General features: G+C 68.5%; 21 protein-coding genes. 6 read left to right on the top strand and 15 right to left on the bottom strand.

The window, feature by feature from the left end; translation table 11 throughout:
• Positions 1–1,075 (bottom strand): MFS transporter (locus tag CDO46_RS20900; RefSeq protein ID WP_087840491.1); only part of this gene is annotated, 1,075 nt, incomplete at its 3' end.
• Between the two features lie 98 nt (positions 1,076–1,173).
• On the opposite strand from CDO46_RS20900, the gene CDO46_RS20895 reads away from it, so the two are divergent.
• Entirely contained in the window at positions 1,174–2,115 is a 942-nt protein-coding gene (locus CDO46_RS20895; protein ID WP_087840476.1) for a LysR family transcriptional regulator, read from the top strand.
• A gap of 62 nt (positions 2,116–2,177) precedes the next feature.
• Here the strand turns inward: CDO46_RS20895 and CDO46_RS20890 are convergent, their stop codons facing one another.
• From CDO46_RS20890 to CDO46_RS20865, 6 genes are all read right to left on the bottom strand, one after another.
• Positions 2,178–3,320 (bottom strand): hypothetical protein, encoded by a 1,143-nt coding sequence (locus tag CDO46_RS20890; protein ID WP_132980181.1) that lies wholly within the window; start codon positions 3,318–3,320, stop codon positions 2,178–2,180.
• Positions 3,321–4,128: 808 nt separating this feature from the next.
• The gene (locus CDO46_RS20885) at positions 4,129–5,094 is read right to left on the bottom strand and encodes a tripartite tricarboxylate transporter substrate binding protein (protein WP_087840472.1); all 966 of its coding nucleotides are present in this window, start codon (positions 5,092–5,094) and stop codon (positions 4,129–4,131) included.
• Between the two features lie 32 nt (positions 5,095–5,126).
• Positions 5,127–6,170 (bottom strand): GTP-binding protein, encoded by a 1,044-nt coding sequence (locus CDO46_RS20880; RefSeq protein WP_087840470.1) that lies wholly within the window; start codon positions 6,168–6,170, stop codon positions 5,127–5,129.
• Positions 6,167–6,547 (bottom strand): hypothetical protein, encoded by a 381-nt coding sequence (locus CDO46_RS20875; RefSeq protein WP_087840468.1) that lies wholly within the window; start codon positions 6,545–6,547, stop codon positions 6,167–6,169. The genes CDO46_RS20880 and CDO46_RS20875 overlap by 4 nt, the downstream gene beginning before the upstream one ends.
• Complete coding sequence (locus CDO46_RS20870) at positions 6,537–8,288, bottom strand: hydantoinase B/oxoprolinase family protein (RefSeq protein WP_087840466.1); 1,752 nt, start codon at positions 8,286–8,288, stop codon at positions 6,537–6,539. Before CDO46_RS20870 ends, CDO46_RS20875 begins: the two co-directional genes overlap by 11 nt.
• A complete protein-coding gene (locus CDO46_RS20865; RefSeq protein ID WP_087840464.1) occupies positions 8,288–10,381 on the bottom strand; it encodes a hydantoinase/oxoprolinase family protein in 2,094 nt (697 codons plus the stop codon). The genes CDO46_RS20870 and CDO46_RS20865 overlap by 1 nt, the downstream gene beginning before the upstream one ends.
• A gap of 129 nt (positions 10,382–10,510) precedes the next feature.
• Between CDO46_RS20865 and CDO46_RS20860 the strand changes: the two genes are divergently transcribed.
• From CDO46_RS20860 to CDO46_RS20850, 3 genes are all read left to right on the top strand, one after another.
• Positions 10,511–11,476, top strand: coding sequence for a LysR family transcriptional regulator (locus CDO46_RS20860; protein WP_087840462.1), 966 nt, complete (start codon positions 10,511–10,513; stop codon positions 11,474–11,476).
• A gap of 54 nt (positions 11,477–11,530) precedes the next feature.
• Positions 11,531–13,042 (top strand): helix-turn-helix transcriptional regulator, encoded by a 1,512-nt coding sequence (locus tag CDO46_RS20855; RefSeq protein ID WP_087840460.1) that lies wholly within the window; start codon positions 11,531–11,533, stop codon positions 13,040–13,042.
• A 289-nt stretch (positions 13,043–13,331) separates the two neighbouring features.
• The gene (locus CDO46_RS20850; RefSeq protein WP_087840459.1) at positions 13,332–14,009 is read left to right on the top strand and encodes a sensor histidine kinase; all 678 of its coding nucleotides are present in this window, start codon (positions 13,332–13,334) and stop codon (positions 14,007–14,009) included.
• Here the strand turns inward: CDO46_RS20850 and CDO46_RS20845 are convergent.
• On the bottom strand, positions 14,006–14,926 hold the full coding sequence (locus tag CDO46_RS20845; protein WP_087840458.1) for a LysR family transcriptional regulator: 921 nt from the start codon (positions 14,924–14,926) through the stop codon (positions 14,006–14,008). The two genes, CDO46_RS20850 and CDO46_RS20845, sit on opposite strands and share 4 nt — an antisense overlap.
• A 173-nt stretch (positions 14,927–15,099) precedes the next feature.
• Between CDO46_RS20845 and CDO46_RS20840 the strand changes: the two genes are divergently transcribed.
• Together CDO46_RS20840 and CDO46_RS20835 are read left to right on the top strand one after the other, a co-directional pair.
• Complete coding sequence (locus tag CDO46_RS20840) at positions 15,100–16,521, top strand: amidohydrolase family protein (RefSeq protein ID WP_176400810.1); 1,422 nt, start codon at positions 15,100–15,102, stop codon at positions 16,519–16,521.
• Positions 16,518–16,904 (top strand): tripartite tricarboxylate transporter substrate-binding protein, encoded by a 387-nt coding sequence (locus CDO46_RS20835; protein ID WP_087840454.1) that lies wholly within the window; start codon positions 16,518–16,520, stop codon positions 16,902–16,904. The genes CDO46_RS20840 and CDO46_RS20835 overlap by 4 nt, the downstream gene beginning before the upstream one ends.
• A gap of 115 nt (positions 16,905–17,019) precedes the next feature.
• Here CDO46_RS20835 and nudC read toward each other — a convergent pair whose 3' ends face one another.
• From nudC to CDO46_RS20800, 7 genes are all read right to left on the bottom strand, one after another.
• A complete protein-coding gene (gene nudC, locus CDO46_RS20830) occupies positions 17,020–17,967 on the bottom strand; it encodes an NAD(+) diphosphatase (protein ID WP_087840453.1) in 948 nt (315 codons plus the stop codon).
• 70 nt (positions 17,968–18,037) lie between these two features.
• A complete protein-coding gene (locus CDO46_RS20825) occupies positions 18,038–18,820 on the bottom strand; it encodes a sulfate/molybdate ABC transporter ATP-binding protein (protein ID WP_087840452.1) in 783 nt (260 codons plus the stop codon).
• Positions 18,817–19,566, bottom strand: a complete 750-nt coding sequence (gene modA, locus CDO46_RS20820) for a molybdate ABC transporter substrate-binding protein (RefSeq protein WP_087840451.1) — start codon at positions 19,564–19,566, stop codon at positions 18,817–18,819. Before modA ends, CDO46_RS20825 begins: the two co-directional genes overlap by 4 nt.
• Positions 19,567–19,575: 9 nt before the next feature.
• Positions 19,576–20,253 (bottom strand): molybdate ABC transporter permease subunit, encoded by a 678-nt coding sequence (gene modB / locus CDO46_RS20815; RefSeq protein ID WP_087840450.1) that lies wholly within the window; start codon positions 20,251–20,253, stop codon positions 19,576–19,578.
• Positions 20,254–20,324: 71 nt separating this feature from the next.
• Entirely contained in the window at positions 20,325–20,684 is a 360-nt protein-coding gene (locus tag CDO46_RS20810; protein WP_087840449.1) for a winged helix-turn-helix domain-containing protein, read from the bottom strand.
• An 80-nt stretch (positions 20,685–20,764) separates the two neighbouring features.
• Positions 20,765–22,228, bottom strand: a complete 1,464-nt coding sequence (locus CDO46_RS20805) for a HAMP domain-containing sensor histidine kinase (protein WP_087840448.1) — start codon at positions 22,226–22,228, stop codon at positions 20,765–20,767.
• The gene (locus CDO46_RS20800; RefSeq protein WP_087840447.1) at positions 22,225–22,953 is read right to left on the bottom strand and encodes a response regulator transcription factor; all 729 of its coding nucleotides are present in this window, start codon (positions 22,951–22,953) and stop codon (positions 22,225–22,227) included. The genes CDO46_RS20805 and CDO46_RS20800 overlap by 4 nt, the downstream gene beginning before the upstream one ends.
• Positions 22,954–22,957: the final 4 nt, after the last annotated feature.

The following is a 22,957-nucleotide window of genomic DNA, read 5'->3' as shown; positions in this document are numbered from 1 at the left end:
CTGCCGGAAGCGCTTGAGGGCGGCGGCGCGCCGCGGGCTCCAGGCCGTAGACCGGGGTCTGGCGGGCAACCAGCGAGGCCTGCACGCCGAAGTCAAAGCCGATGGCGCTGGCCGCCAGGAGGGCGAGCTGCGCCTGTGCCGGCAGCACCTCGGTCAGCGCAAGGCGGGCGAACGAGACGGCCGCGAGGATGGTGGCGATGCGGGCCACGCCGTCGGAGCCGCGGCGATCGGCCAGCCGGCCCGCGAAGGGCGCGGCCAGGGCGCCCGCCGCGCCGGCCAGGCCGAAGGCGCCGGCGGCCGTGCTGCCCAGGTGGAAGCGGTCGTGCAGCATCACGGCCAGCGTGCACCAGAAGGCGCTGAAGCCCACCGCCAGCAGCCCCTGCGCGTAGACCGCGCGGCGCAACGCGCCGTGGCGGCGCCACAACTGCGCCATGGAAGCCAGCAGCGCGCCGTATCCCAGCTGCGCGGTGGGCGCGAAGCGCGGCAGGCCGCGCGCCGCCACCACGCCCACGCCGGCGATGGACACCGCGGCCACCACGAACATGGCGCGCCAGTTCCAGTATTCGGCCACGAAGCCGCTGATCACGCGCGACAACAGGATGCCCAGCAGCAGGCCGGTCATGACGGTGCCGACGGCCTTCCCGCGCTGCGCATCCGGCGCCAGCGTCGCGGCCGCCGGCACGATGTCCTGGGCCAGCGTGGCCGCCAATCCCACCGCCAGGCTGGCGGCCAGCAGCCAGCCCACGCCCGGCGCCAGGCCGCTCAGCAACAGGGCCAGCGCCAGCACCGCCGACTTGCCGACGATGATGCGGCGGCGGTCGTAGCGGTCGCCCAGCGGCGCCAGCAGCAGGATGCCGGCCGCGTAGCCCAGCTGGGTCAGGGTGGGCACCAGGCCCACCGTGCCTTCACCGGCCCCCAGGTCCTGGCCCAGCAACCCCAGCATGGGCTGGCTGTAGTAGATGGAAGCGACGCTCAGCCCCGCCCCGGCGGCCAGCAGGCCGACCAGCGAGGTGGTCAACCGCGTGGCGGGTGCGGCAGATAGGGACGCACCATGCGCGATTTGTATGGATGACATGCTCGTAAACCCGTAAACAGAAGTGTGGACGGGATTGTGCATGGCGGTAGTTACGTCGTGTAGCCCCTGTAGGCGCAGATTCGTTATACGCTTGACGCATGAAAACCGGCGCCTCCCCGTCCATCGATCGCATCGAACTGATGCAGACCTTCGTTCGCATCGTCGAAGCCGGGAGCCTGTCCGCCGCCGCCGTGCAACTGGGCACCACCCAGCCCACGGTCAGCCGCAGGCTGCAGACGCTGGAACGCCTGCTGGGACTGCGCCTGCTGCAGCGCTCCACCCACGGCATGATGCTGACTAGCGACGGCGAGCGGTGCTACGCCCATGCGAAGGAACTGGGCGAAACCTGGGACGCCATGGAAGCCGACCTGCGCGGCGCCCACGACGAACCGCGCGGCACGCTGCGCGTGCTGGTGCCGCACGCCTTCGGCCAGGACCAGATGATGGCGCCGCTGACCGACTACCTGCGGCGCTATCCCGAGGCCTCGGTCGAATGGCTGCTACAGGACCGCCACGCCGATTTCATCGCCGAAGGGCTGGACTGCGCGATCCAGGTAGGCGCGGTGAACGACCCGGACGTCGTCGCCATCCTGCTGGCCGAGGTACCCCGCATCGTCGTGGCCGCGCCGTCCCTGCTACCGGACGACGCGCCGCCGGACGAGATCACGACCCTGGAAAGGCTGCCCTGGGTCGCGCTGAACATGTACTACCGCAACGAGGTGGTGCTGACGCGCGGCGCGGACGGCCTCAGCCACCGCTTCCCCATCCGCCCGCGCATGAGCACCGACAGCCTGTACGCGCTGCGCGCCGCCATGCTGGACGGCGTGGGCGCCGGCATCACGTCGGCCTGGGTGGTGGCCGACGACCTGCGCCAGGGCCGGCTGCGCCACGTCGCGCCCCAGTGGCGCGCCGCCTCGCTGCCGGTCTACCTGATCTATCCGTACGCCCGCTACTATCCGGCCAAATTGCGCGCGTTCATCGACATGATGCGCGCCGCCATGCCGACCATGGCGGGCGTGGCGCCGGCGGTACCTTCCTAATCCTGGCAGCTGCGCCTTGATGGGTATGGCAGCAACGCTGCCATTTCCTCCCTCATGCCTTGCTATCGCGCCAGCATCTGAACCGCTCGCGCATGCAAGTCATGTTGCCCCACCCCGGGCAGAAGCGAGACCTGCCCGGTGTTGGACAATCGTTGCAACAGTTGCTTGCGCTGGGGCTCCGTGGCCTTCGAAGCAATCGTAGGACCGAACTGCGCCGCCATGACCGCAGCGACCTGCTCTCCGCCGGAAGACGATCCAAGCAACTGGCCGAGCATGAAATCCGGCATGGCGCTATCCGATACGCCAGCCAGGCGCCCCCGGGCCTCCAGCCAATTGTTGTAGTCCACGTAGGGGAATCCTCCGGAGGCCCATCCTGGCGTGCGGCCGGGCTCCTGCGCCAAGAGAAACGCATCGAGCTTCTGCCGGCTGCCTGCGCCGATGGACTCGGTGAACTTTTCGGACTTCAGGTAGGCGCCCAGAAGACGCGTCAGCGTGACGGCTTCCGGTCCATTTGCGCGAAGCCCGCCGAGTACGAGAATGGAATCTATGGTCGCATCCTGGTCGGCAGCAGGCAACGCGGGAATCTGGATGATGGATTCCCGCATGAAATGCTCCGCGCCCAAGGCGCCCCGCTGGTTCGCCTGATGGATCAAAGCCGCCGCGCGCGGCCCGGGAACTGCGCGCGAATAAGCCAGCACCGCTGCGCGGGCAACGTCGCTATCCTGGTCAGCCGCTGCATGTTGGAGAAAAAGTAGGACATCGCTATTCCGGATCTGATCAGCGTCAGTAAGAGCAGGACCGGCCGAGGGCGCACGATAGATGCCAGCGATGGCCTGGACCAACTGTACGCGGTTCTTGCTCGGCGTGTCCTTCCGCGTAAACTCGTCCTTCAGCGCCTGCAGTTGGTCAACTGGCTTGAGAAACCCGATGGCACTTACGGTATAAGCCGCGAGTGTCGGCACTGTGCGATACATCTGATAAGCCTTCCAGAGTGTGTCGAACTTAGCCTGAGTACTCACGCGTTGGTTCTCGATCAAAGCACGCGTCGCGATATCCAGATCACCGATGCTCTGACTCTTGGCCGCCTCGTTTACAGAGCCCAAATAGGTCTCGGCCGGGCTAGCCAAAAGGTCTTGTGCGGCAAGAGCCTGGGACAAGCCGGAAAGGACGATCGCAAGTGCAATATTGCGCATGTTGAATGTCATCTCGGCCTCCCTTACCGAATGCTAAACGCGTAAAACATCGTGTTGGGCAACTGCGTGCCGGGGAAAGAAGCAACGGGGACCGTATTGCCGGTTCTCCACACCTCTCGCACGAAGGTATCGCATCGGAACTGACCCATCGTCGGCCCCTTATAGACCGGCTGGGCCGGGGGACCCCAAGGGGGTGATTCTGGGGTGTACCAGCCTCCAGGTTGTGGATGGGTATAAAACACCGTTGTCGTGTATGTAGCTCCAGCGGCCCACCAGAGGCTTGCCTGCCACTGGAGCGCATAGTCCGGCGCATACGAAATGAGGTTGTCGCAATAGGCAATGTTGTTGCACACCTGAACATTCGGTCGGCTCATTAGCGAGGAGTAATAACTCGCCCCCCAATAGGACGTCCTCGACTTGAAGTTTGCGAGCGTATTCTGTTGAAGCGGTGTCGCTTCATCCAACATCTCAATCACGTAACCAACTGCGCCACTCCAAAGACCGACGTGGCCGATCGAACCAAGCAAAGGCACATTTAGGTCGCGGCCGACCATGTCTGCGTTCTGCCAGGGATCCGCGGCATGAACGAGGGTTGCAGCGCAAGCGATGCTGCAGCTGTGAGCACGCGTTTCATGTTTCCTCCCGCAATATTCTCTGATTGGTGAATAACGAAAATAAGCGATGCTTTTAAATAACGAAACAGGAAAAACCCTAAATAGGTGCTCACATTGGTGAACCCTCGGACCTCCCCCACGTCTGTAATTGAAAATGCGTTGATTCGGGGGCTAGCACTCCAGTCGGTTCGCCACCGCCCCCGCGCTCACTCGACCGTGATGTTCGCCGCCTTGACCAGTCTGCCGTACTTGGCGCTTTCGGCGCGGACATAGTCCGCGAACGCCGGGGGCGACGAGCCCTTGCCGACAAATGCCTGTTCGCTCAGCGTCTGCTTGACCCGCGGCGAGTCGATGGCCTTGCGCACGGCGTCGTGCAGCCTGGCCACCACGTCGGCGGGCAGGCCCGCCGGCCCCCACAGGCCGTACCAGGACACCATCTCGAATCCCTGCAGGCCCGATTCGGCCACGGTGGGCACGTCGGGCAGCGACGGCAGGCGCTGGGCGCTGGTAACGGCCAGGGCCTTGGTGCGGCCGGCCTTGACCGGCGGCAGCGATGACGGCACGGCGTCGATGACGGCGCTGATGTGGCCGCCCATTAGGTCGGTCAGCGCCGGCCCGGTGCCCTTGTACAGCACGACGGGGATGTCGGCCTTGGCCTCGTAGCTGATGGCGGCTTCGGCCAGGTGGCTGGCCGAACCGGCGGCGGACGCGCCGAAGAAGTATTTGCCGGGCGCCTGGTGCGCCAGCGCGATGAACGCCTTGAGGTCTTTGGCAGGCACGCCGGGGTTGGCGGTGACCAGCAGCGGCACCTCGCCCAGGTTGGTGATGGGCGTGAAGTCCTTGTGGATGTCGTAGGGCAGGGACTTGAGCAGCCACGGCCCGGCCGCGAAGGTCGAGGCGTTGACCAGCAGGGTGTAGCCGTCGGCCGGCGCGCGCGCCACGGCTTCGCTGCCTATGGATCCGCTGGCGCCGGCGCGGTTCTCGACCACGAAGGTCTGGCCCAGCTGATGGCCCAGGCTGTCGGCGAACACACGCGCCACCGCGTCCACCGTGCCGCCCGGCGGATAGGGCACGATGACGCGGACGGGCCGCTGGGGATAGGCCTGCGCGCTGGCGGCCATCGTGGCGGCGCAGGCCAGCAGGCCCGCGAGATATCTGATGAAAGGCTTCATGTCGGTCTCCTTGTCGTTGTGATGAGGCGGGGCTAGGGTTGTCGGCGCTCGAAGATCCTGAGCGTGTCGTCGACCAGGTCGCGTTCGACGTCGCGGGTGATGAAGACGATGCGGGTGCGGCGGTCGCCGTCGGGCCAGGCGGGCAGGAAGGAATGGGGATGGAACACGTGCTGCACGCCGTGGATGACCACCGGCGTGCCGGGATGCTCGACCACGTTGAGGATGCCTTTCACACGCAGCAGGTCGGGGCCGCGCAGCGTGGCCAGCATGGCCAGCCAGCGCTGCACGCCGGCCCAAGACACGGGTTCGTCGCGGGTCACCACGTACGAGCGGATGCGGTCGCCGTGGCGGGTGCGGTCGTGATGGTGTTCATGTCCGTGCCCATGATGGGCGAGGTGTCCGTGCGCGTCGCCATGTGCCTCGTGCGCCTCGGCACGCAGCCAGCGCCGCACGTCGCGCGGGCGGCCGTCGGGCGCCGCCAGCCAGTCGCCGTCGTCCTTGCCGGCGCGTACCAGCTCGGCCCCGGGGTTGATCGCCCGCAGCCGGTGCAGCAGGGCCTCGGACTGCGCGGCGGACGCGAGATCGGTCTTGGTCAGCACCAGCAGGTCGGCCACCGCCGCCTGCTTCACGGCTTCCTCCTGCCGGTCCAGCGTATCGATGCCGTTGCAGGCATCGACGGTCGCGGCCACGTGGTCCAGCCGATAACGACGCGCAACCTCCGGCTCGCTCATCAGCGTGTGCAGGATGGGCGCGGGGTCGGCCAGCCCGGTGGTCTCGATCACCACCCGCCGCAGCGGCGCGGCCTGGCCCGCCAGCCGCCGGTCCAGCCGGTCGAAGGCCTCGACCAGGTCGCCGCGTATGGTGCAGCAGATGCAGCCGTTGGCCAGCAGCACCATGTCCTCGGCGCTCTGCTCCAGCAGATGGTGGTCCAGTCCGACCTCGCCGAACTCGTTGATGATGACCGCCGTGTCGCGCAGCGCGGGCCGCGCCAGCAGGCGGTTCAGCAGCGTGGTCTTCCCGCTGCCCAGGAAGCCGGTCAGCACCGTGACCGGTATGCGGTCGTCCGTCTCCGTCATGGCAAGGCTCCGGAACGCGCGCCGCCGTGCAGGCGCGCGAAAGAACTCAGGGTGCGATCCAGGCGGCCCAGCAGCCATGCGGCGCCGGCGGCCGCGGCATCGTTGCCGGGATCGGCCAGCGCCGCCAGCACCGCCGCCACGCCACCCTCCTGCCCGGCCGGGGCGTGGCGTTCGAGCAGGGCATGGGCCTCGGCCTCGCCCAGGCGCCCGGCCTCGTCGCGCAAATAGTCCAGGATGTCGCGCTCGAAATCCTGCAGTCGCAGCGTCACGCCACCCATGCCGCACGCGCAGGCGCCGCCCATGGACACGTGCTGCAGCGCCACGTCGTTCCACAGGCGCAGCAGCGCGGCGGCGCGGGCGGCGGCATCAGGCGGCACGGCGGCCCCGCAGCGCCTCGGTGGCGGCCTGGTCCACCGCGCCTTCCGCGGTCACCGCCACGCCATAGACATCGCGCGCCGCCTGTGCGCTGACATAGCCTTCGCGCACGTCCTCGGCCACGGTCTCGGGATCGCGCCCGCGCGGATCGCCGAAGCCGCCTCCTCCGCCCGACAGCATCTTGTAGGCATCGCCGCGCTCCAGCCGCACGTTGAAGATCTTGGCGTTGGGCATGCCGTCGTCCCATTCGCCCTTGCGGCGGATGGCGATGCCGTTGCCCGCGGCCTCGTGGCCGCCCTCCAGCCCCCAGGGCTTGCAATGCATGCGGTCGATGCGCGTAGTCACCGCGAAGGGGGACAGCGCCTGCACCACCATCTCCGCGCCCAGCCCGCCGCGATAGGTGCCCGCGCCGCCGCTGTCGGTGCGAATGGCGTAGCGTTCGACCAGGACCGGATACTTGGCCTCGAGCTGCTCGGTGGGACTGTTGTGGGTATCGCCGTCGTTGATGCACACCGTGACCGACACGCCGTCCTCGCGCGACTTCGCGCCCCAGCCGCCGCCCAGCGGGCCGATGCCGACGATGAACAGGCGGCCGTCCTCGGGCGAGATGCCGTGGATGTTGGGAAACACCAGGTCGGCATGGTGGCCGGCGATGGCGCGGTCGGGTATGGCCGGCGCCAGCGCCTTGAAGATGGTGTCGATGACGGTCATGGGGAAGGTCATCCAGACCCGCATCGGGAACGGGCGTTCGGCGCTGATGACGGTGCCCATGGGCATGACGACCTTCAGCGGACGGAAGCTGCCGTCGTTGACCGGATAGTCGGTGGGCGTGGTCAGGCACTTGAAGGCCACCTGCGCGCAGGCGATGCCGGTGGTGAAGCCGGAGTTGTAGAAGCCGCGCACCTGCCGGCTCACGTCCGACAGGTCGATGGTCATCTCGTCGCCCTGCTTGATCACCTTGACGCGGATGGGAATGCGCCGTCCCACGTCCACGCCGTCGTCGTCCATGTAGGACTCGGCCTCGTAGACGCCGTCGGGAATGCTGAGCGTGTTCTGCCGCGCCACCGCCTCGGACTGGTCCATGATCTGCGCGATCGAGCCGTGCACGGCGTCGGCGCCGTAGCGCTGGACCAGCTCCAGGAAGCGCCGCTCGCCGGTGGTGATGGCGGTGATCTGCGCGCGCAGGTCGCCCAGCGCGCGCTCGGGCAGGCGCACGTTCATCGCGATGATGTCGACCAGGTCCTGGTTGACCACGCCCGCGCGGCGGTACTTGACGATGGGAATCTGTATCCCTTCGGAGAAGATGTCGGTCGTGACCTGGCCCAGCGTGCCGCCCACGTCCAGCCAGTGCGCCATGCAGCAGGTGAAGGCGACGATGCGGCCTTCGTGGAACACCGGCATGGTGAAGGTGAAATGGTTCAGGTGGCTACCGGTGACATAGGCGTCGTTGGTGACCAGGATGTCGCCGGGATGGATGTTCTCCAACCCGAAGTGGCGGATCTTGGCCTTGACGGTCTCGGACATCCCGCGGATGAACATGGGCAGGCCCAGGCCGATGGACACCGTGTCGCCCTCGGGCGTGAACAGGCCCACGGTGAAATCCAGCGCCTCGTAGATGATGAGGTTGTAGGCGGTCCTCATCAGGTTGGTCTTCATTTCCTCCGTGACGGCCAGGAGGCCGTTGCGGATGATCTCCACCGTGACCGGATCGACGGTGGGCTGGTTCGTTTCTCGCGCGTTCATCAACGTTCGCTCCCGATGGCCACATGCAGGTTGCCGCAGTCGTCCACGGTCAATTCGTCGCCCGGCTGGACGACGGTCGTGGAGGCGTGTTCTTCGATCAGGGCCGGCCCCGGGATACGGTTGCCGGCCAGCAGGGCGTCGCGGCGGTACACCGGCGTCGGCACCTGGCCGTGCGAGCGGAAGTACACCGGCTTGGTGGCGCGCAACGCGTCCTCGGGCGGCGTCTGTCCACCGGCCCGCACCGCGTGGCGCGGCGGCTTGCGCATCACGCCCAGCACGGTCACGCGCAGGCTGACGATGTCGGCCGGCTCGGCCGGCGCGCTGGTGCCGTAGCGGATGGCGTGGACGTCGTCGAAATGGCGCTTGATCGCATCGCGGTCCTGGCGTTCGAAATACACGCGGGGCAGGTCGACGGTGACCGCGTGCTCCTGGCCGACGTAGCGCATGTCGGCCGAGCGCTCGATGACGATATCGTCCGGCCGCACCGCCGAGGCCGCGACGGCCGCGCGCCCTTCTTCTTCCATGGACGCGTACAGCGACTCGATCTCGTCGAACGAGAGATCGTCCAGGTGGCGGAACACCGAGCGCACGTAGTCGTAGCGCAGGTCGCTGAACAGCATGCCGTAGGCCGAGAAGTAGCCCGGCGCGTAGGGAATGAGCACGCGGCGGATGCCGAGCTCGCGCGCGATGGCCGAGGCATGCAGCGGCCCCGCGCCGCCGTAGACCACCATGGTGAAGCTGCCGGCGTCCAGGCCGCGTTCGGTGGTGACGGCCTTGACGGCGTGCGACATCGCCGTCACCGCGATGCGCAGGATGCCGTCCGCAGCCTCGACCGTCTCCAGGCCCAGCGGCGCGGCGATGCGCTCGTGCATGGCGGCGCGCGCGCCTTCCAGGTCCAGCGGCATCTCGCCGCCCAGGAAGTGCCCGGCGTCCAGGCGGCCCAGGACCAGGTTGGCATCGGTCACGGTGGGCTCGGTGCCGCCACGGCCATAGCAGACCGGGCCCGGCATGGAGCCGGCGCTCCGCGGCCCCACCCGCAGCGCATTGCCCAGCTCGACGCGCGCGATGCTGCCGCCGCCGGTGCCGACCTCGAAAATGTCCATCATGGGGATCTGGATCGGCAGGGCCTTCTCGTAGCCGCCGATCAGCGCGCTGCCCGTGGTGAGCGGCCGCCCTTCGCTGATCACGCCGGCCTTGGCCGTGGTGCCGCCCATGTCGAAGGCGATGGCGTCGGGCAGCCCGAGCTGCGCGCAGATCGCCTGGGCGCCGATGACGCCCGCGGCCGGACCCGATTCCAGCATGCGGACGCATTCGCGCCGCGCATGTTCCAGCGGGAACAGGCCGCCGGTGGACTGGACCGCATAGAAGTCGCCGCCGAAGCCGCGCTCGCCCAGGTGCGTCTCCAACTGGCCCAGGTAGGCCGACACGCGCGGACCCACATAGGCGTTGGCGACGGCGGTCGACACGCGTTCGAACTCGCGGTATTCCTGCGACAGTTCGTGCGAGGCGGTCACGAAGGCGTGCGGCAGTTCCTCGAGCAGGATTTCCTTCACGCGTTTCTCGTGGTCGGGCTGGCGATAGGAATGCAGCAACAGCACCGCCGCCGCCTCCACGCCCTGCGCCTTGAGCTCGCGCGCGACCTCGCGCACCCGCGCCTCGTCCAGCGGCTTGTGGACGCTGCCGTCCGCGCGCAGCCGCTCGGCGACTTCATAGCGCAGCGAACGCTTGACCAGCGGCGTGTGCTTGGAGAAGAACAGGTTGTAGGCATCGGGACGGTTGACGCGGCCGATCTCGTAGATGTCGCGGAATCCCTCGGTGATCAGCAGCGCCGTCTTCGCGCCGTTGCGTTCGAGCAGCGTATTGATCGCGATGGTCGAGCCATGCAGGAAGAGATAGCCGTTGCGCAGGTCGATGCCGGCGCCGTCCAGCGTGTGCTGGATGCCCTCGACCAGCCGGCCGTGCGTGGACAAGGCCTTGCCGAAATGCAGGGTGCCGGCGCTTTCGTCGAACGCGGCCATGTCGGTGAACGTGCCGCCGATGTCGACGGCGATGCGCAGGGGCGCCGGTGCGGGCGCCAGATTGGGTGCGGTCATGGTGGTGGGCGCGATGCGCGCGATGTCGTGACGGCTGGCAGTGTAGGAAGCGCGCAGATATCTTCCTAGACTGGTATCCGAGATTTCAGACATGCCAAAATAGAGATGTCTTCACGCAGGCGTCATCCCATGAACCATGCCGATCTGAAACTGTTCGTCGAAGTGGCCGAAAGCGGCAGCTTCACCAAGGTGGCGGCCGCGCGCATGACCGTGCAATCGCACGTCAGCCGCCAGATCGGCAACCTGGAACGCGAGTGCGGCGGCAGGCTGTTCCGCCGCACGGGCCGCGGCGTGGTCCTGACCGAACTGGGCGAGCACATCATCGCCCGCGTGCGCACCTGGCTGGCCGACACCGACCAGCTGTTCCGCGAGATCCGCTCCACGTCCACGGTGCCCATGGGCGAGGTCCGCCTGGGCATCCTGCCTTCGGCCGCCCATCCGCTCCTGACCACGCTGTTCGGCCGCGTGCGCGAGCAATACCCCCTGATCCGCCTGAACGTGCGCGAGGGGCAGGGCGGGGAACTCGATGCGCTGCTGGACGCGGGCCTGGTCGACATGGCCATCCTGTTTCGCTTCCACAAGCCGGCCAGCGCCGAGGAACGGCTGCTGGCCACCGGCCACACCTATCTCGTGGCGCGCCCCGGCGATACGCTCACGCGGGCGCCCTCCGTCGATTTCGCGCGCCTGCAGGACCTGCCCCTGGTGCTGCCCCGGCGGCCCGCCCACTGGCGCGCCATCCTGGACGAGACCGCCCGCAGCAAGGGCTTCGCGCTGCAGGCGGTGATCGAGGCCGACTCGCTGACCGCGCAGAAGGAACTGGCCGCCACCCAGTCGGTATATGCCGTCCTCGGGCCTTATTCGATCATGCACGAACTGCGCCAGGGGTCGCTGCAGGCCACCCGCCTGGTCAATCCGGACCTGCGCCGCTACGTCACGCTGGCCTTGCCCAAATCGGGCGTGATGACCCCGGCCTGCCAGGCGGTTTCAGCGATGTTGCAGGACATCGTCGCGCAATGGGGCGGCGACCTCAGTCCGCCCGACAGGGCGATGGGATACACTGCCCGGCACCATCGCGCCAGGTCCGACTCCAGATGAAGCCCCACCGCGTCATCCGGCGATAGTCGCCACGCAACCCACAGGGGCACCGGGATGAGCAAGAGCACCGACAAGCCACGCGCCGACCGGCGCCTGCTGCAGCAGATCATTTCGGGGCTGGCCGAGGGCGTCGTGCTTCTCGATCCCGACGGTTCGGTCGTCTGGGCGAACGAAACGGCGCTGGCCATCCATGGCGCGGGAAACCTGGCCGCCCTGGGCCGCACGGCCCAGGACTACGTTGCCGCCCATACGCTGAAGTACCGCAACAACCACGTCCTGGCTCCCGCCCAGTATCCCATCATGCGGGTCCTCGCAGGCGAAAGCTTCACGGACGTCGTGGTCGAAGTGACCCGCCCCGCCGACGAATCATTCCGCCGCATTCACCAGGTGCGCGGCCTGGTCCTGACCGGCGCGTCCGAGGAACCCGAGGCCCTGGTGCTCGTGATCCAGGACGCGACGGACCGGTACGGCGCGGAGGAACGCTTCGAGCGCGCCTTCAGTACGAACCCGGCGCCCGCCATCATCTGCGGCCTGACCGATCTGCGCTACATCAAGGTCAACCAGGGTTTCCTGGACATGACCGGACATGACCGGGAAGAAGTCCTGGGTCGTTCCATGTATGAACTCGACGTGCTCAACGAAGCGGCGCGGCGCGACGAGGCGATACGCCTGCTCCAACAGGGACGCACCATCCCCCAGATGGAAGCCACGCTGCGCCTGAAGGACGGCGGCACCAAGCTGGTGATCGTGGCCGGCCAACCTCTCGAGGTCTGCGAGGACCCGTGCATGCTCTTCACCTTCATGGACCTGGAGCCCCGCCGCCGCGCCGAGGACGCCCTGCGCCAGACCGAGGAACGCTTCTCGAAGGCCTTCATGCTGGCTCCCGTGCCGATGGCGGTGTGCAATCGCGGCGACTTCGCGCTGATGGCCGTGAACGAGGCCTTCATCGCCGCCACCGGCCACGAGGCCCCGGAAGTCCTGGCCAAGACGCCGGCCGATCTGCACCTGTGGGCCGATGCCGCCGTCCATCGCAAGCTGAAGGACGACCTGGATGCCACCGGCAGCGTGCGCAACGCCGAAGTCGCCTTGCGCACGCGCGGGGGAGACGTGCTGGACTGCCTGCTGTCGGCCGAGACCGCCACCATCAATGGCCAGGCCTGCGTGCTCGTGGCGATCCAGGACATCACCGACCGCAAGCGCGGCGAGGAAGAGCTGGTCGCGGCCATCGACGCGGTCATGCAGGACGCCTCGTGGTTCAGCCGCACCGTCATCGAGAAGCTGGCCCAGATCCGGCGTCCGCAGGACGCGCTTGCCAGCACCGCGGCGCTGTCGGAGCTGACGCCGCGCGAATACGAAGTCCTGGGACGCATGTGCCAGGGCGAGAACAACGAGCAGATCGCGGCGGCGATGCGGGTGTCGCCCAATACGGTGCGCAACCACATCGCGATGCTGTACAGCAAGATCGGCGTGCATCGCCGCAGCGACGCCATCGTCTGGGCGCGCCAGCGCGGCGTCACCGGCTACGAAGCGCCGGCCAAGGGAAGACGGCACGCGCGTCCCCGCTAGGCCGCCGTCTTCGGGACAGAAATACTATCGCCGCTGGTACGGACTCATCTAGCCGCTGTCCCGGCTCGACGCTACAGTCTGTTCCTCCCCCAGTCCGGCAACGGACGGCACCCTTACCATCGATGAGGAGTTCGCATGGACAAGGATCGCATCGGCGAAGCCAAAGACAAGCTGCGTGGCGACCTGAACGAGAAATGACGCAGCGGTGGCCCCCGGTCCCGGTCCCGGACCCAGCGGCCGCCGTCCCATTCCAACCGGGACCTTCGCACCCGGTCCACCAGCAGCCTACATGACAAGCAAGCGCGTTCCGCAACACGACGCCCCGCCAGCCGATCCGGTCTCCACTCCGTCCTCCGAGGACGCCAGCACCACCCACGAATTGCGGCTGCGCGAACTGCACCATCGCATGCGCAACGGCCTGCATCTTCTTTCCAGCGCCCTGCAGGTCCAGGCCAGGCGCTCCGACAACGAGGACGTGCGCCGCGAACTCGGTATCGCGGTCAGCCGCATCGAAAGCCTGGTGCGGCTGCACGACCATGCCTACCGGCATGAGCCCGAGGCGGCGCCCGACGCCGCCACCTACCTGGCCGACCTGGCCCGGCACCTGCAATCGGCGCTGATCGATCCCCGCTCGGACCGCATGCTGGCCATCGTCTCCAACGGCGCGGTTCCGCTGGATGGGGAAGCCGCGATGTCGCTCGGCTCGGTCCTGATCGAGCTGGCGACCAATGCCGTCAAGTACGGCGCCGGCAACGTCCATCTCGACGTGGAGTACGGCCCCGGCCTGGTCACCGTGATCGTCGAGGACGAAGGCGTGGGCTTTCCTCCGGAATTCGAGCTGCCGGCCGATGCCGGCTTCGGGCTGCGGCTGGCCGGGCGCATCTGCGAACAGCACGGCGGCTCGCTGACCATCGACCGGTCCGTGGCCTTCGGGCGGATCATCGCGGTCATCGGACTGGCGCGCTAGGACGCCAGCCGCCAGCGCGGATCCCGCTCGAAGCACGCCGACACGAATTCGACGAACTCGCGTATCTTCAGCGACGAATGCCGCGGCCGCGGGTGGATCACGTACAGGGTGCGCGACGCCGGCGTCCAGCCGGGCAGCACCGGTACCAGCCGCCCTTCGTCCAGCGCCTGCGCGATCATGAAGGTCGGCAGCATGGCCAGGCCCGAGCCGCCCAGCAGCGCATCCTTGAGCACCTGGCTGTTGTTGCTGCGCAGGCTGCCGCCCACATGCACCATGCGCTCGGTGCGGCCATCCGAGAAATGCCATTCGTCCGGCGCCGGCCCCCGGTCGTAGATCAGGCAGTCGTGCCGCTTCAGGTCCTGCGGCGCAGCGGGCGCCTCGCGCCCCGACAGGTAGCCGGGCGAGGCCGCCACGGTGCGCGTCATGCGGGCGATGGCGCGGGTGGCATGCGTGGGGTGGTTGACGTATTTCTGGTTGCTGCCCAGGGCCAGCGCAACGTCGTAGCCTTCGTCGTCCAGGTCGACGAAGCGGTCGTTCAGCGTCATCTCGACCTTGACGGCGGGAAACTGCCGCAGGAACTCGCCCATCATGACGCCGAAGCCCGCGTAGTCCAGCGAAACCGGCGCGCGCACCTTCAACACGCCGCGCGGCATGGTCTGCATCGACGCGGCCGAACGCTCGACTTCCTCCAGGTCATCCAGCAGCCGCGCGCACTGCGCGTAGTAGCTGCGGCCCGCCTCCGTCACGTTCAGGCGGCGCGTGGTGCGGGCCACCAGCGAGGTGCCCAGGTGCAGCTCCAGCCACGTCAGGTACTTGCTGACCGATCCGACCGACATGCCCAGCTGGCGCGCGGCCAGCGTGAAGCTTTCGTGCTCGACGACCTTGCGGAACACCGACATCGCCACGAACCGGTCCATATTTTTTCCGGATTGGAAGCAATTTTTTGATCTGACGATGTTTATCGCCGATGTGGAAAATGTCAACATGGCTTCCACACGCAGTCGCGCGCGTCCTGCCTCCGCCCACCCGGCGGCCCACGGCCTGGTGGCCCGGGCCCCGGGGATCTCCGCCATCGCATCCGAGGGGACACATGAGCCGCACGCTGATCAGGAACGCTTCCATTCTTTCCATGGATCCCGCCGTGGGCGACTTCGCCCAGGCCGACATCCTCATCGAAGGCGACAGGATCGCCGCCATCGGCCCCGGCCTGAACGCGGCCGCCGACGAGGTGGTGGACGGCACGCACCGCATCGTCATGCCGGGCATGGTCAACGCCCATATCCATACCTGGGAATTCCAGCTGCGCGGCATCGGCGCCGACTGGGTCGGCAGCCGCGACTACCATGCCAACCTGCACAAGAAACTGGCCACCTACTACACCGCTCGCGACGTCTACCTAGGCAACCTGCTGGGCGCGCTGAACCAGTTGCGCAACGGCACCACCACCATCGTCGACTGGTGCCACATCCTGCGCGACGCCGAGATGACCGACGCCGCCATCGACGCGCTGGAGGAATCGGGCATACGCGCCGTGTTCGCGCGCGGCACGGTCAAGCCGCCCGAGCGCGAGGGCGCCGTCCCCTACTACAAGCAGCCTTTCCCGCGCGACGAGATCCATCGCCTGCGCACCGGCCGGCTGGCCACCGACGACGGGCTCGTCACGCTGGCCATGGCCATCCTGGGCCCGGACTGGGGCGAGTACGACGTGGCCGTCCACGACATTCGCCTGGCGCGCGAATACGGCCTGTTCAACTCCGCCCACACCTATGGCCGCAAGGGCAAGCGCGTGGTCGAGGACGGCTATCCGCGCCTGGCCCGCGAAGGCTTGCTGGGCCCGGACCACAACATCGGCGACGGCAACTGCTTCGACGACACCGAACTGAAGATCGTGCTGGACGCCGGCTGCACCATCACCGCCACCAACCTGACCGAAATGCTGAACTACGAGCAGCCGGCCATGCTGGGACGCCTGGTCAAGCACGGCGCCACGCCCTCGCTGGGAACGGACTGCGATCCCTATTTCAACAGTTCCATGCTGTGGGTCATGCGCCATGCCTTCCTGCACCAGCGCGAACTGGACAACCGCAGCCTGCACGCCGAAGGCAAGTGGCCGGCCAGCACGCAGCACTCCACGCTGACGCGCGACGCCATCTACTGGGCCACCATGGGCGGGGCCAAGGCCTTCGGCCTGGACGGCAAGACCGGCTCGCTGGCGCCGGGCAAGCAGGCCGACCTGATCATGATCGACACGCGCGGCATGAACATCTTTCCCGCCCATGCCGGCGGCAATCCCGCGCACATCGTCGTCATGTACGCGGAAACCTCGGACATCGAGAACGTCATGGTGGCGGGCCGCTTCGTCAAGCGCGACGGCCGCCTCGTCTTCGACGCCGGCCGCCTCGCCCGCCTGACGGACGAACTGCTGGCGTCCCGCCTGCGCCTCTTCCAGGAAGGCTCGTTCAAGAGCGTGCCGGTCGAGCGCGGACCCCAACCCGGGAGGTTCCTGGTATGACACGCCGCCGATTCATCCGCGACCTGGCCACGCTGGCCGGGGCCGCCGCCACCCTGCCCGGCGCCCGCGCGCTGGCCCAGGATGCCAGGCCCGCCAAGCCCGTCCGCCTGATCCACGGTTTCACCGCCGGCGGCGCGGTGGACATCCAGGCGCGCCTGCTGGCGCAGCAACTGACCGAACGCCTGGGCCAGACCGCCTACGTCGAGGGCAAGCCCGGCGCGGGCGGCACGCTGGGCGCGAACTTCGTGGCCAAGGCCCCGCCCGACGGCTACACGCTGTTCTTCATGGCCTCGGGCCATTCGGCGGCGCCGGGGCTGTACAAGTCGCTGCCCTTCGACCCGGCCGGCGACTTCACGCTCGTCCATAAACTTGTTCCGATGTAAACAATTTTGAAACTATATGGAGGGAAGTCCTAATCCGCCGGTCCGGCTCCGGCCCCCCCGCTTCCGGGGATCGTCCCCCCGCGCGCCCCAGGCTCCCAGGCCGCCCGGCCTGCGCTCAACCCAGCGCGGGACCGGTCCCTTCAACGAAGGCCCGCACCAGGTGATGGGCGATGGCGTAGGGCCTGGGCGCGGACAGCCCCTCGGGATGCGTGCCGTCCAGCATCTGGCGGACTTCCTCGCGGGTGAACCAGCGCGCGTCTTCCAGCTCGTTGCGGTCGATCACGATGCCGGTGCCTTGCGCGCGGGCGAAGCAGCCTATCATCAGCGACGACGGGAAGGGCCAGGGCTGCGACGCGAAGTAGGCCACCTCGGCGCAGGCGATGCCCGCTTCCTCTCGGATCTCGCGCCGCACGGCGTCCTCGATGGTCTCGCCCGGCTCCAGGAAACCCGCCAGGGCCGAGTACATGCCCGCCGCGAAGCGCGGCTGGCGGCCCAGCAGGCAGCGGTCGCCGTCCACCGCCAGCATGATCACCACCGGGTCCACGCGCGGAAAGTGCTGGGCGCCGCAGGCCGGACAGTCGCGGCGCCAGCCCGCGCAGGCCACGCGGCTGGGCTCGCCGCAGTTGGCGCAATAGCGATGCCGGTCGTGCCAGCTCAGGATGGCCTTGGCGCCGCCCAGTTCGCCCAGCACGTCGGGCGGGAACAGGCCGCGCATGGCGATGCTGCGCAGGTCCAGCAGTTCCAGCCCGGACCGGGAGGCGGCCGCCTCGGCCAGCCCGCCGTCCAGGGCCACGGCGAACAGCGGGCGGCCCTGCTCGTCCTGCCCCAGGAAGATCTCCTGCCGCGCGGGTCCCAGGCCTATCCAGGCCTCGGCGGTGAACAGGGGGGAAGGCGCGGCGCCGCTCGCATCCAGCAGGGGCACGTCGCCGACGAAAACCATGAACCGGGCCGCCGCATCGTGCCGGCGCGCCCGGACGAACTCGCCGTCGGCGCGCGCCTCGGACATGCGGTCGAGCGGATTGAGGCCGAAGCCCACGGCGGCGGAACGGTCGAAGGGTGGCATGGAATGGCGGGCGGCCGCGCGCAGCGTGCCACCGCAGAGTCGTCTGATCGACGATTCTAACGCCGTGCGTTCAGGACGCGCCCGGGTTCAGCAGCGTGCGCAGGCGCTGGCGCATCGGCGTCTCGGCCGGCGCGTCGTCACCCAGTGCGCGGCGGACGAAATCGCGGCTTTGTCCGCTGCGCAGGTTCACTTTGCGCGTGACCTGCCCGTCCTGGTAAAGAAAGGCGACATTGGCCAGCTCCAGCACGTCGTCGATATCATGCGTGATCATCAGCACGGGGATGCCCCACTGCCGCGCTACCTCGGCCAGCTCCTTGCGCAGTTCGCCGCGCAGCATGGGATTCAACGCGGCGAAGGGTTCGTCCAGCAACAGGGCGCGGGGCTGGCAGGCCAGGGCCCGCGCCAACGCCACGCGTTGTTGCTGGCCGCCCGACAGCACGCCGGGCCGGCTGCCGGCCATGGCGGTCAGCCCGAAGCGGTCGATCAGGGCCTGCACGCGCCGCCCGTCCTCGGGCGACAGGCGACGACGGCGCCACGAGGTCAGGCCGAAGGCGATGTTCTGGCGCACCGACAGATGCGGGAACAGCGCGTAATGCTGGAACAGGTAGCCGATACCGCGCGCGGGCGGCGCGACGTCGATGCCTTGCGCGGCGTCGAACAGGGTCCGGCCGTCCAGCCGGATGTGGCCGGCTCCGGGCCGCAGCAGTCCGGCCACCGCCTGCAGGGTCAGCGACTTGCCCGAGCCCGACGGCCCGTACAGCGCGACGAAGGGCGCATCGGAGGCGAAGCGAGCCGCCAGGTCGAAGCGCCGGCTGCCGTCGCGCACCGTCAGCGCGATGTCGACATCGATCACGGCTTGCCGAATCCGTAGCGGTCCAGCACCTGCTGGCCGGGCGCGGACAGCAGGAAGTCGATGAAGGCCCTGGCCTGCGCCTGGTGCTTGCTGCCGGACAGCACCGCCACGGGATAGGTCACCGGCGTATGGCCGCCGGCGGTCAGCGTGATCCTGACCTTGTCCTGCATGATGGCCGCGTCGGTACGGTAGACGAAGCCGGCGTCCACCTCGCCCCGGCTCACGTAGTCCAGCACCTGGCGCACGCTGTCGGCCTGGATGAACTTGGGTTCGAGCGCGGTCCACAGGCCGGCGCGGTCCAGCGCCTGCCTGGTGTAGTTGCCCACCGGCACCGTGGCGAGCTTGCCGACGGCGATGCGCTTGACCGGCGCGCCGGCCAGGTCCTGCAGCGAGGCGATGGCAGGACCGCCCTGCGCGGGCGTGACCAGCACCAGGCTGTTGGCGGCGAAATCGCGCCGCGTCGGCACGTCGATCAGGTTCTGCGCCACGGCCTTGTCCATCGTGGCCTGGTCGGCGCTGGCGAACACGTCCACCGGCGCGCCCTGGCTCATCTGCTGGAGCAGCGTGCCCGAGGCCGCGAAGTTGAGCCGCACCGTGGTGCCGGGATGCCGTTGCTCGAATTGCTTGCCGAGGTCCTTGAAGGCGTTGGTCAGGCTGGCCGCGGCCGATACGGTGATCTCCTGGGCGCAAGCCTGAAACGGCAGGGCGAAGGCAAGCAACAGGGCGGCATGGCGGATGCGGGACATGGGGTTCCTTCAGCGTAGCGACAGATAGCGGTTGCAGGCCACCAGGATGGCGATGGAAATGGCCGAGGTGATGAGCACCAGCAGCAGGGCCAGGTCGTCCTGCCCCGCCTGCGTGGCGTCGTAGATGGCCATGGAAAGCGTTTGCGTGCGTTGGGGAATCGAGCCCGCCACCATCAGCGAGGCGCCGAACTCGCCCATGGCGCGCGCGAAAGCCAGCAGGGTGCCGGCCAGGATGCCCGGCCAGGCCAGCGGCAGGGTCACGCGCACGAACACCGACCAGCGCGACTGGCCCAGCGTGCTGGCGGCGGCTTCCAGGGTACGGTCGATGCCGCCGAATGCGGCGCTGGCCGACTTCAGGACCAGCGGCAGGGCGACGATGGCCGAGGCCACGACCGCGCCGTGCCAGCTGAAGATGATGGTGTAGTCGAAGTGCTCGTAGATCCAGCGGCCCAGGGGGCTGCGCCGGCCCGCCGCCAGCAGGATGGCGTAGCCGATGACCGTGGGCGGCAGCACCAGCGGCAGCATGAACACGGCCTCGGCCATCGAACTGCCCGGAAACGGCTTGCGCGCGAACAGCCAGCCCAGGCCCACGCCCGCGACCAGGGCCAGCACGGTGGCCAGGGCCGCGACCTTCAGGGACAGGATCAGCGGAAAAGCGTCGAAGGAATCCAGCAGCGCATTCGTCATATTCCGAAGAATACAGCGAATCCTGGCTGGACGGTAGCGCGAGCGAATGCCGGGCGGGGCCCGGACTCGCGTCAGTCGACGAGCATGCTTGCCATGGCGGCGATGTCCTCGGCCGCGGCCGAGCGGGCGGTGGCCTCGATCGAACGGTAGCGCCGTATGAGTTCGCGGCCCGCGTCGGTCACGACCGTGCCGCCGCCGCGCGCCCCGCCGGCGGCGCTCTCGACCGCGGGCTCGCGCAGGGACCGGTTCAACTCGTCCACCAGCAGCCAGGCTCGGCGGTACGACATGCCCATCTGCTGGGCGGCGGCGGTGATGGAGCCCGCCTCGAGAATGGCTTCCAGCAGCGCGATCTTGCCCGGTCCGATCGCGATGGAAGCGTCGCGGTAGACCCGCAGCCGGAACTGGAACCGGGGCTTGGTGGAGGTATCCATGGCACGAGGGGAAGCATCGGTGATGCCGCCGATTGTAGGCGGATAGGGATGCGTGCGGGCCGCCCGGCCCTATCGGCCGTTCAGTCGACTCCCAGCCTGAACCGGAACACGGTCCCGGGTCCGCCGTCTTCGACCAGGCGGATGTCGCTGCCATGCAGCGCGAGCATGCGCTGGACGATCATGAGCCCCAGCCCGCCGCTGTCCTGCGCTTTGCGGCCCCAGGCGGGGATCCGCTTGAACAGGCGGGGCCGCAGCGCCGCGGGGATACCCGCTCCGGTATCACGGACGTCCACCCGCACGCCGTTGCCGGCCGCCGCCAGCCCCACGGTGATCTGCGTGCCGGGTGGATTGTGGCGGATGGCGTTGTCCAGCAGGTTGGTCAGCACGCGCTCGATCATCGCGATGTCGGCATGCACCTGCGGCAATGCCGGCGGGATCTCGGTCTGCAAGCGCTGGCCCCGCGCCTCGGCCGCCAGCTCGAACTTCTGCACGACGTCCTGCACCAGGTCGGGCAGGGCGAAGGTTTCCCGCTCGGGCTGGACCAGGCCCGACTCCAGGCGCGCCAGTTCGAACAGCGCCTGCGCCAGCACGCCGACCTTGCGGCTCTGGTCCAGCGCGATGTCCAGGTAGCGATGGCGCTCGCACCGGGACAACAGACCGTCCTTCACGCGCAGGGTTTCCAGGTAGCCATGCAGCGAGGTCAGGGGGGTGCGCAGGTCGTGCGAGATGTTGGCGACCAGTTCCCGCCGCTGCTGGTCCTGGCGGGTCAGTTCGCGCCACTGCTCGGCGATGCGCCGGCTCATCTGCGCGAAGGCGGCGCGCAGCGTAGCGATCTCGTCGCGCCGGCCGTCGTCGGGCACCGGCTCCGGCGCCACCACGGGCACGTCGCTGGCGGCGTCGAAGTCGCGCACGGTATCGGCCAGTGCGCGCAAGGGGCGGGTAATGAGGCGGAAGGCAACGAGGCCCATGATCAGTCCCAGCAGCGCGACCAGTCCCATGGCCAGACCCGTCATGCGCCACACCGAATGGCGGGCGAGCCCGGCGGCCAGCGCATCGTGCGTCTCGCCCTGCAGGATGACGTAGACGTAGCCGGCTTCCTTGCCGTCGACGCGCACCGGGGCGGCGTTGAACACCTTGCGCGCGTCCGTGCTCCGGGGGTCGTCGCCGAGTATGGGCAATTCGGCGCCGGCCATCAGGCGGCGCACCGGTGCCAGGTCGATGTGATCGCGCACAAGGCGGCCGGGCGGGGCCGCATGGCCGACGATGCGTCCGTCGGGATCGAGCAGGTAGAGCTCGACGGCGGGATTCACCGCCATCAGCTTGTCGAACAGGTCGCGCACGGCATCCGGCTTCCAGCCGCCCGCGTCCATCAACTGCGCGGTACCGGCGATGTGCGCCGCCAGCCCGCTGGACAACTGCTGCACGACCTCCTGTTCGTGGCGCGCCGTGGCCTGGATCTGGAACAGCAGCGAGATCCCGCTGCAGGCCAGCAGCAGCACGGCGAACACCAGGGACAGGCGCTGCGTGAGCGACAGGCGTTTCATGGCGCCGCGGCCTCGTCCCGCACGCCCGAGGCGAACTTGTAGCCTCGGCCCCATACCGTCAGGATGCGCCGCGGCTCGGACGGGTCGTCCTCGATCTTGGTGCGCAGGCGGTTGATGTGCGTATTGACCGTGTGTTCGTAGCCGTCGTGCTGGTAGCCCCACACTTCGTCCAGCAGGTCCATGCGCGAGTACACCTTGTCCGGATGCCGCACGAAGAAGGCCAGCAGGTCGAACTCGCGCGGGGTCAGGTCGATGGCCCTGCCGTTCAGCCGGGCCGTGCGGGCCAGCGGATCCAGGTCCACGCCGTGCAACGACAGCAACCCCGCCTCGATGCGCGCATGGCGCGCCAGGGCGTCCACGCGGCGCAGCAGCGCCTTGACGCGCGCCACCAGCTCCAGCAAGGAGAAGGGCTTGGCGAGGTAGTCGTCGGCGCCCAGTTCCAGTCCGACGATACGATGGACTTCGCTGGAACGCGCACTGGTGATGATGATGGGGGTGTAGCGCGCCATGGCCCGGGCCCGGCGGCAGATTTCCAGTCCGTCCACGCCAGGCAGCATCAGGTCCAGGACCAGCGCATCCCAGGTCCCGCCCTCCAGCATGCGCATGCCCTGCTCGCCGTCGGCCGCATGCTCGACGGCATAGCCCTCGTCGCGCAGGTGCATGCGCAACAGTTCGGCGATATGGGCATCATCCTCGACGATCAGGACGCGCTTGACCCGTTCCATGAGC

The sequence above is a fragment of the Pigmentiphaga sp. NML030171 genome, from assembly GCF_002188635.1.
Lineage (GTDB): Bacteria > Pseudomonadota > Gammaproteobacteria > Burkholderiales > Burkholderiaceae_B > Pigmentiphaga > Pigmentiphaga daeguensis.
The sequence above is the reverse complement of the archived record's forward strand: the minus strand, read 5'-3'. Positions and strand labels throughout refer to the sequence as shown.

Excerpts from the sequence above, each read along its gene's own strand:
- CDO46_RS20800 (WP_087840447.1), bottom strand. The coding sequence starts at position 22,953 with ATGGAACGGGTCAAGCGCGTCCTGATCGTCGAGGATGATGCCCATATC.
- CDO46_RS20880 (WP_087840470.1), bottom strand. The coding sequence starts at position 6,170 with ATGACGGAGACGGACGACCGCATACCGGTCACGGTGCTGACCGGCTTC.
- CDO46_RS20855 (WP_087840460.1), top strand. The coding sequence starts at position 11,531 with ATGAGCAAGAGCACCGACAAGCCACGCGCCGACCGGCGCCTGCTGCAG.
- CDO46_RS20895 (WP_087840476.1), top strand. The coding sequence starts at position 1,174 with ATGAAAACCGGCGCCTCCCCGTCCATCGATCGCATCGAACTGATGCAG.
- nudC (WP_087840453.1), bottom strand. The coding sequence starts at position 17,967 with ATGCCACCCTTCGACCGTTCCGCCGCCGTGGGCTTCGGCCTCAATCCG.
- CDO46_RS20835 (WP_087840454.1), top strand. The coding sequence starts at position 16,518 with ATGACACGCCGCCGATTCATCCGCGACCTGGCCACGCTGGCCGGGGCC.
- CDO46_RS20860 (WP_087840462.1), top strand. The coding sequence starts at position 10,511 with ATGAACCATGCCGATCTGAAACTGTTCGTCGAAGTGGCCGAAAGCGGC.
- CDO46_RS20870 (WP_087840466.1), bottom strand. The coding sequence starts at position 8,288 with ATGAACGCGCGAGAAACGAACCAGCCCACCGTCGATCCGGTCACGGTG.
- CDO46_RS20810 (WP_087840449.1), bottom strand. The coding sequence starts at position 20,684 with ATGGATACCTCCACCAAGCCCCGGTTCCAGTTCCGGCTGCGGGTCTAC.
- modB (WP_087840450.1), bottom strand. The coding sequence starts at position 20,253 with ATGACGAATGCGCTGCTGGATTCCTTCGACGCTTTTCCGCTGATCCTG.
- CDO46_RS20840 (WP_176400810.1), top strand. The coding sequence starts at position 15,100 with ATGAGCCGCACGCTGATCAGGAACGCTTCCATTCTTTCCATGGATCCC.
- modA (WP_087840451.1), bottom strand. The coding sequence starts at position 19,566 with ATGTCCCGCATCCGCCATGCCGCCCTGTTGCTTGCCTTCGCCCTGCCG.
- CDO46_RS20845 (WP_087840458.1), bottom strand. The coding sequence starts at position 14,926 with ATGGACCGGTTCGTGGCGATGTCGGTGTTCCGCAAGGTCGTCGAGCAC.
- CDO46_RS20805 (WP_087840448.1), bottom strand. The coding sequence starts at position 22,228 with ATGAAACGCCTGTCGCTCACGCAGCGCCTGTCCCTGGTGTTCGCCGTG.
- CDO46_RS20865 (WP_087840464.1), bottom strand. The coding sequence starts at position 10,381 with ATGACCGCACCCAATCTGGCGCCCGCACCGGCGCCCCTGCGCATCGCC.
- CDO46_RS20850 (WP_087840459.1), top strand. The coding sequence starts at position 13,332 with ATGACAAGCAAGCGCGTTCCGCAACACGACGCCCCGCCAGCCGATCCG.
- CDO46_RS20890 (WP_132980181.1), bottom strand. The coding sequence starts at position 3,320 with ATGACATTCAACATGCGCAATATTGCACTTGCGATCGTCCTTTCCGGC.
- CDO46_RS20885 (WP_087840472.1), bottom strand. The coding sequence starts at position 5,094 with ATGAAGCCTTTCATCAGATATCTCGCGGGCCTGCTGGCCTGCGCCGCC.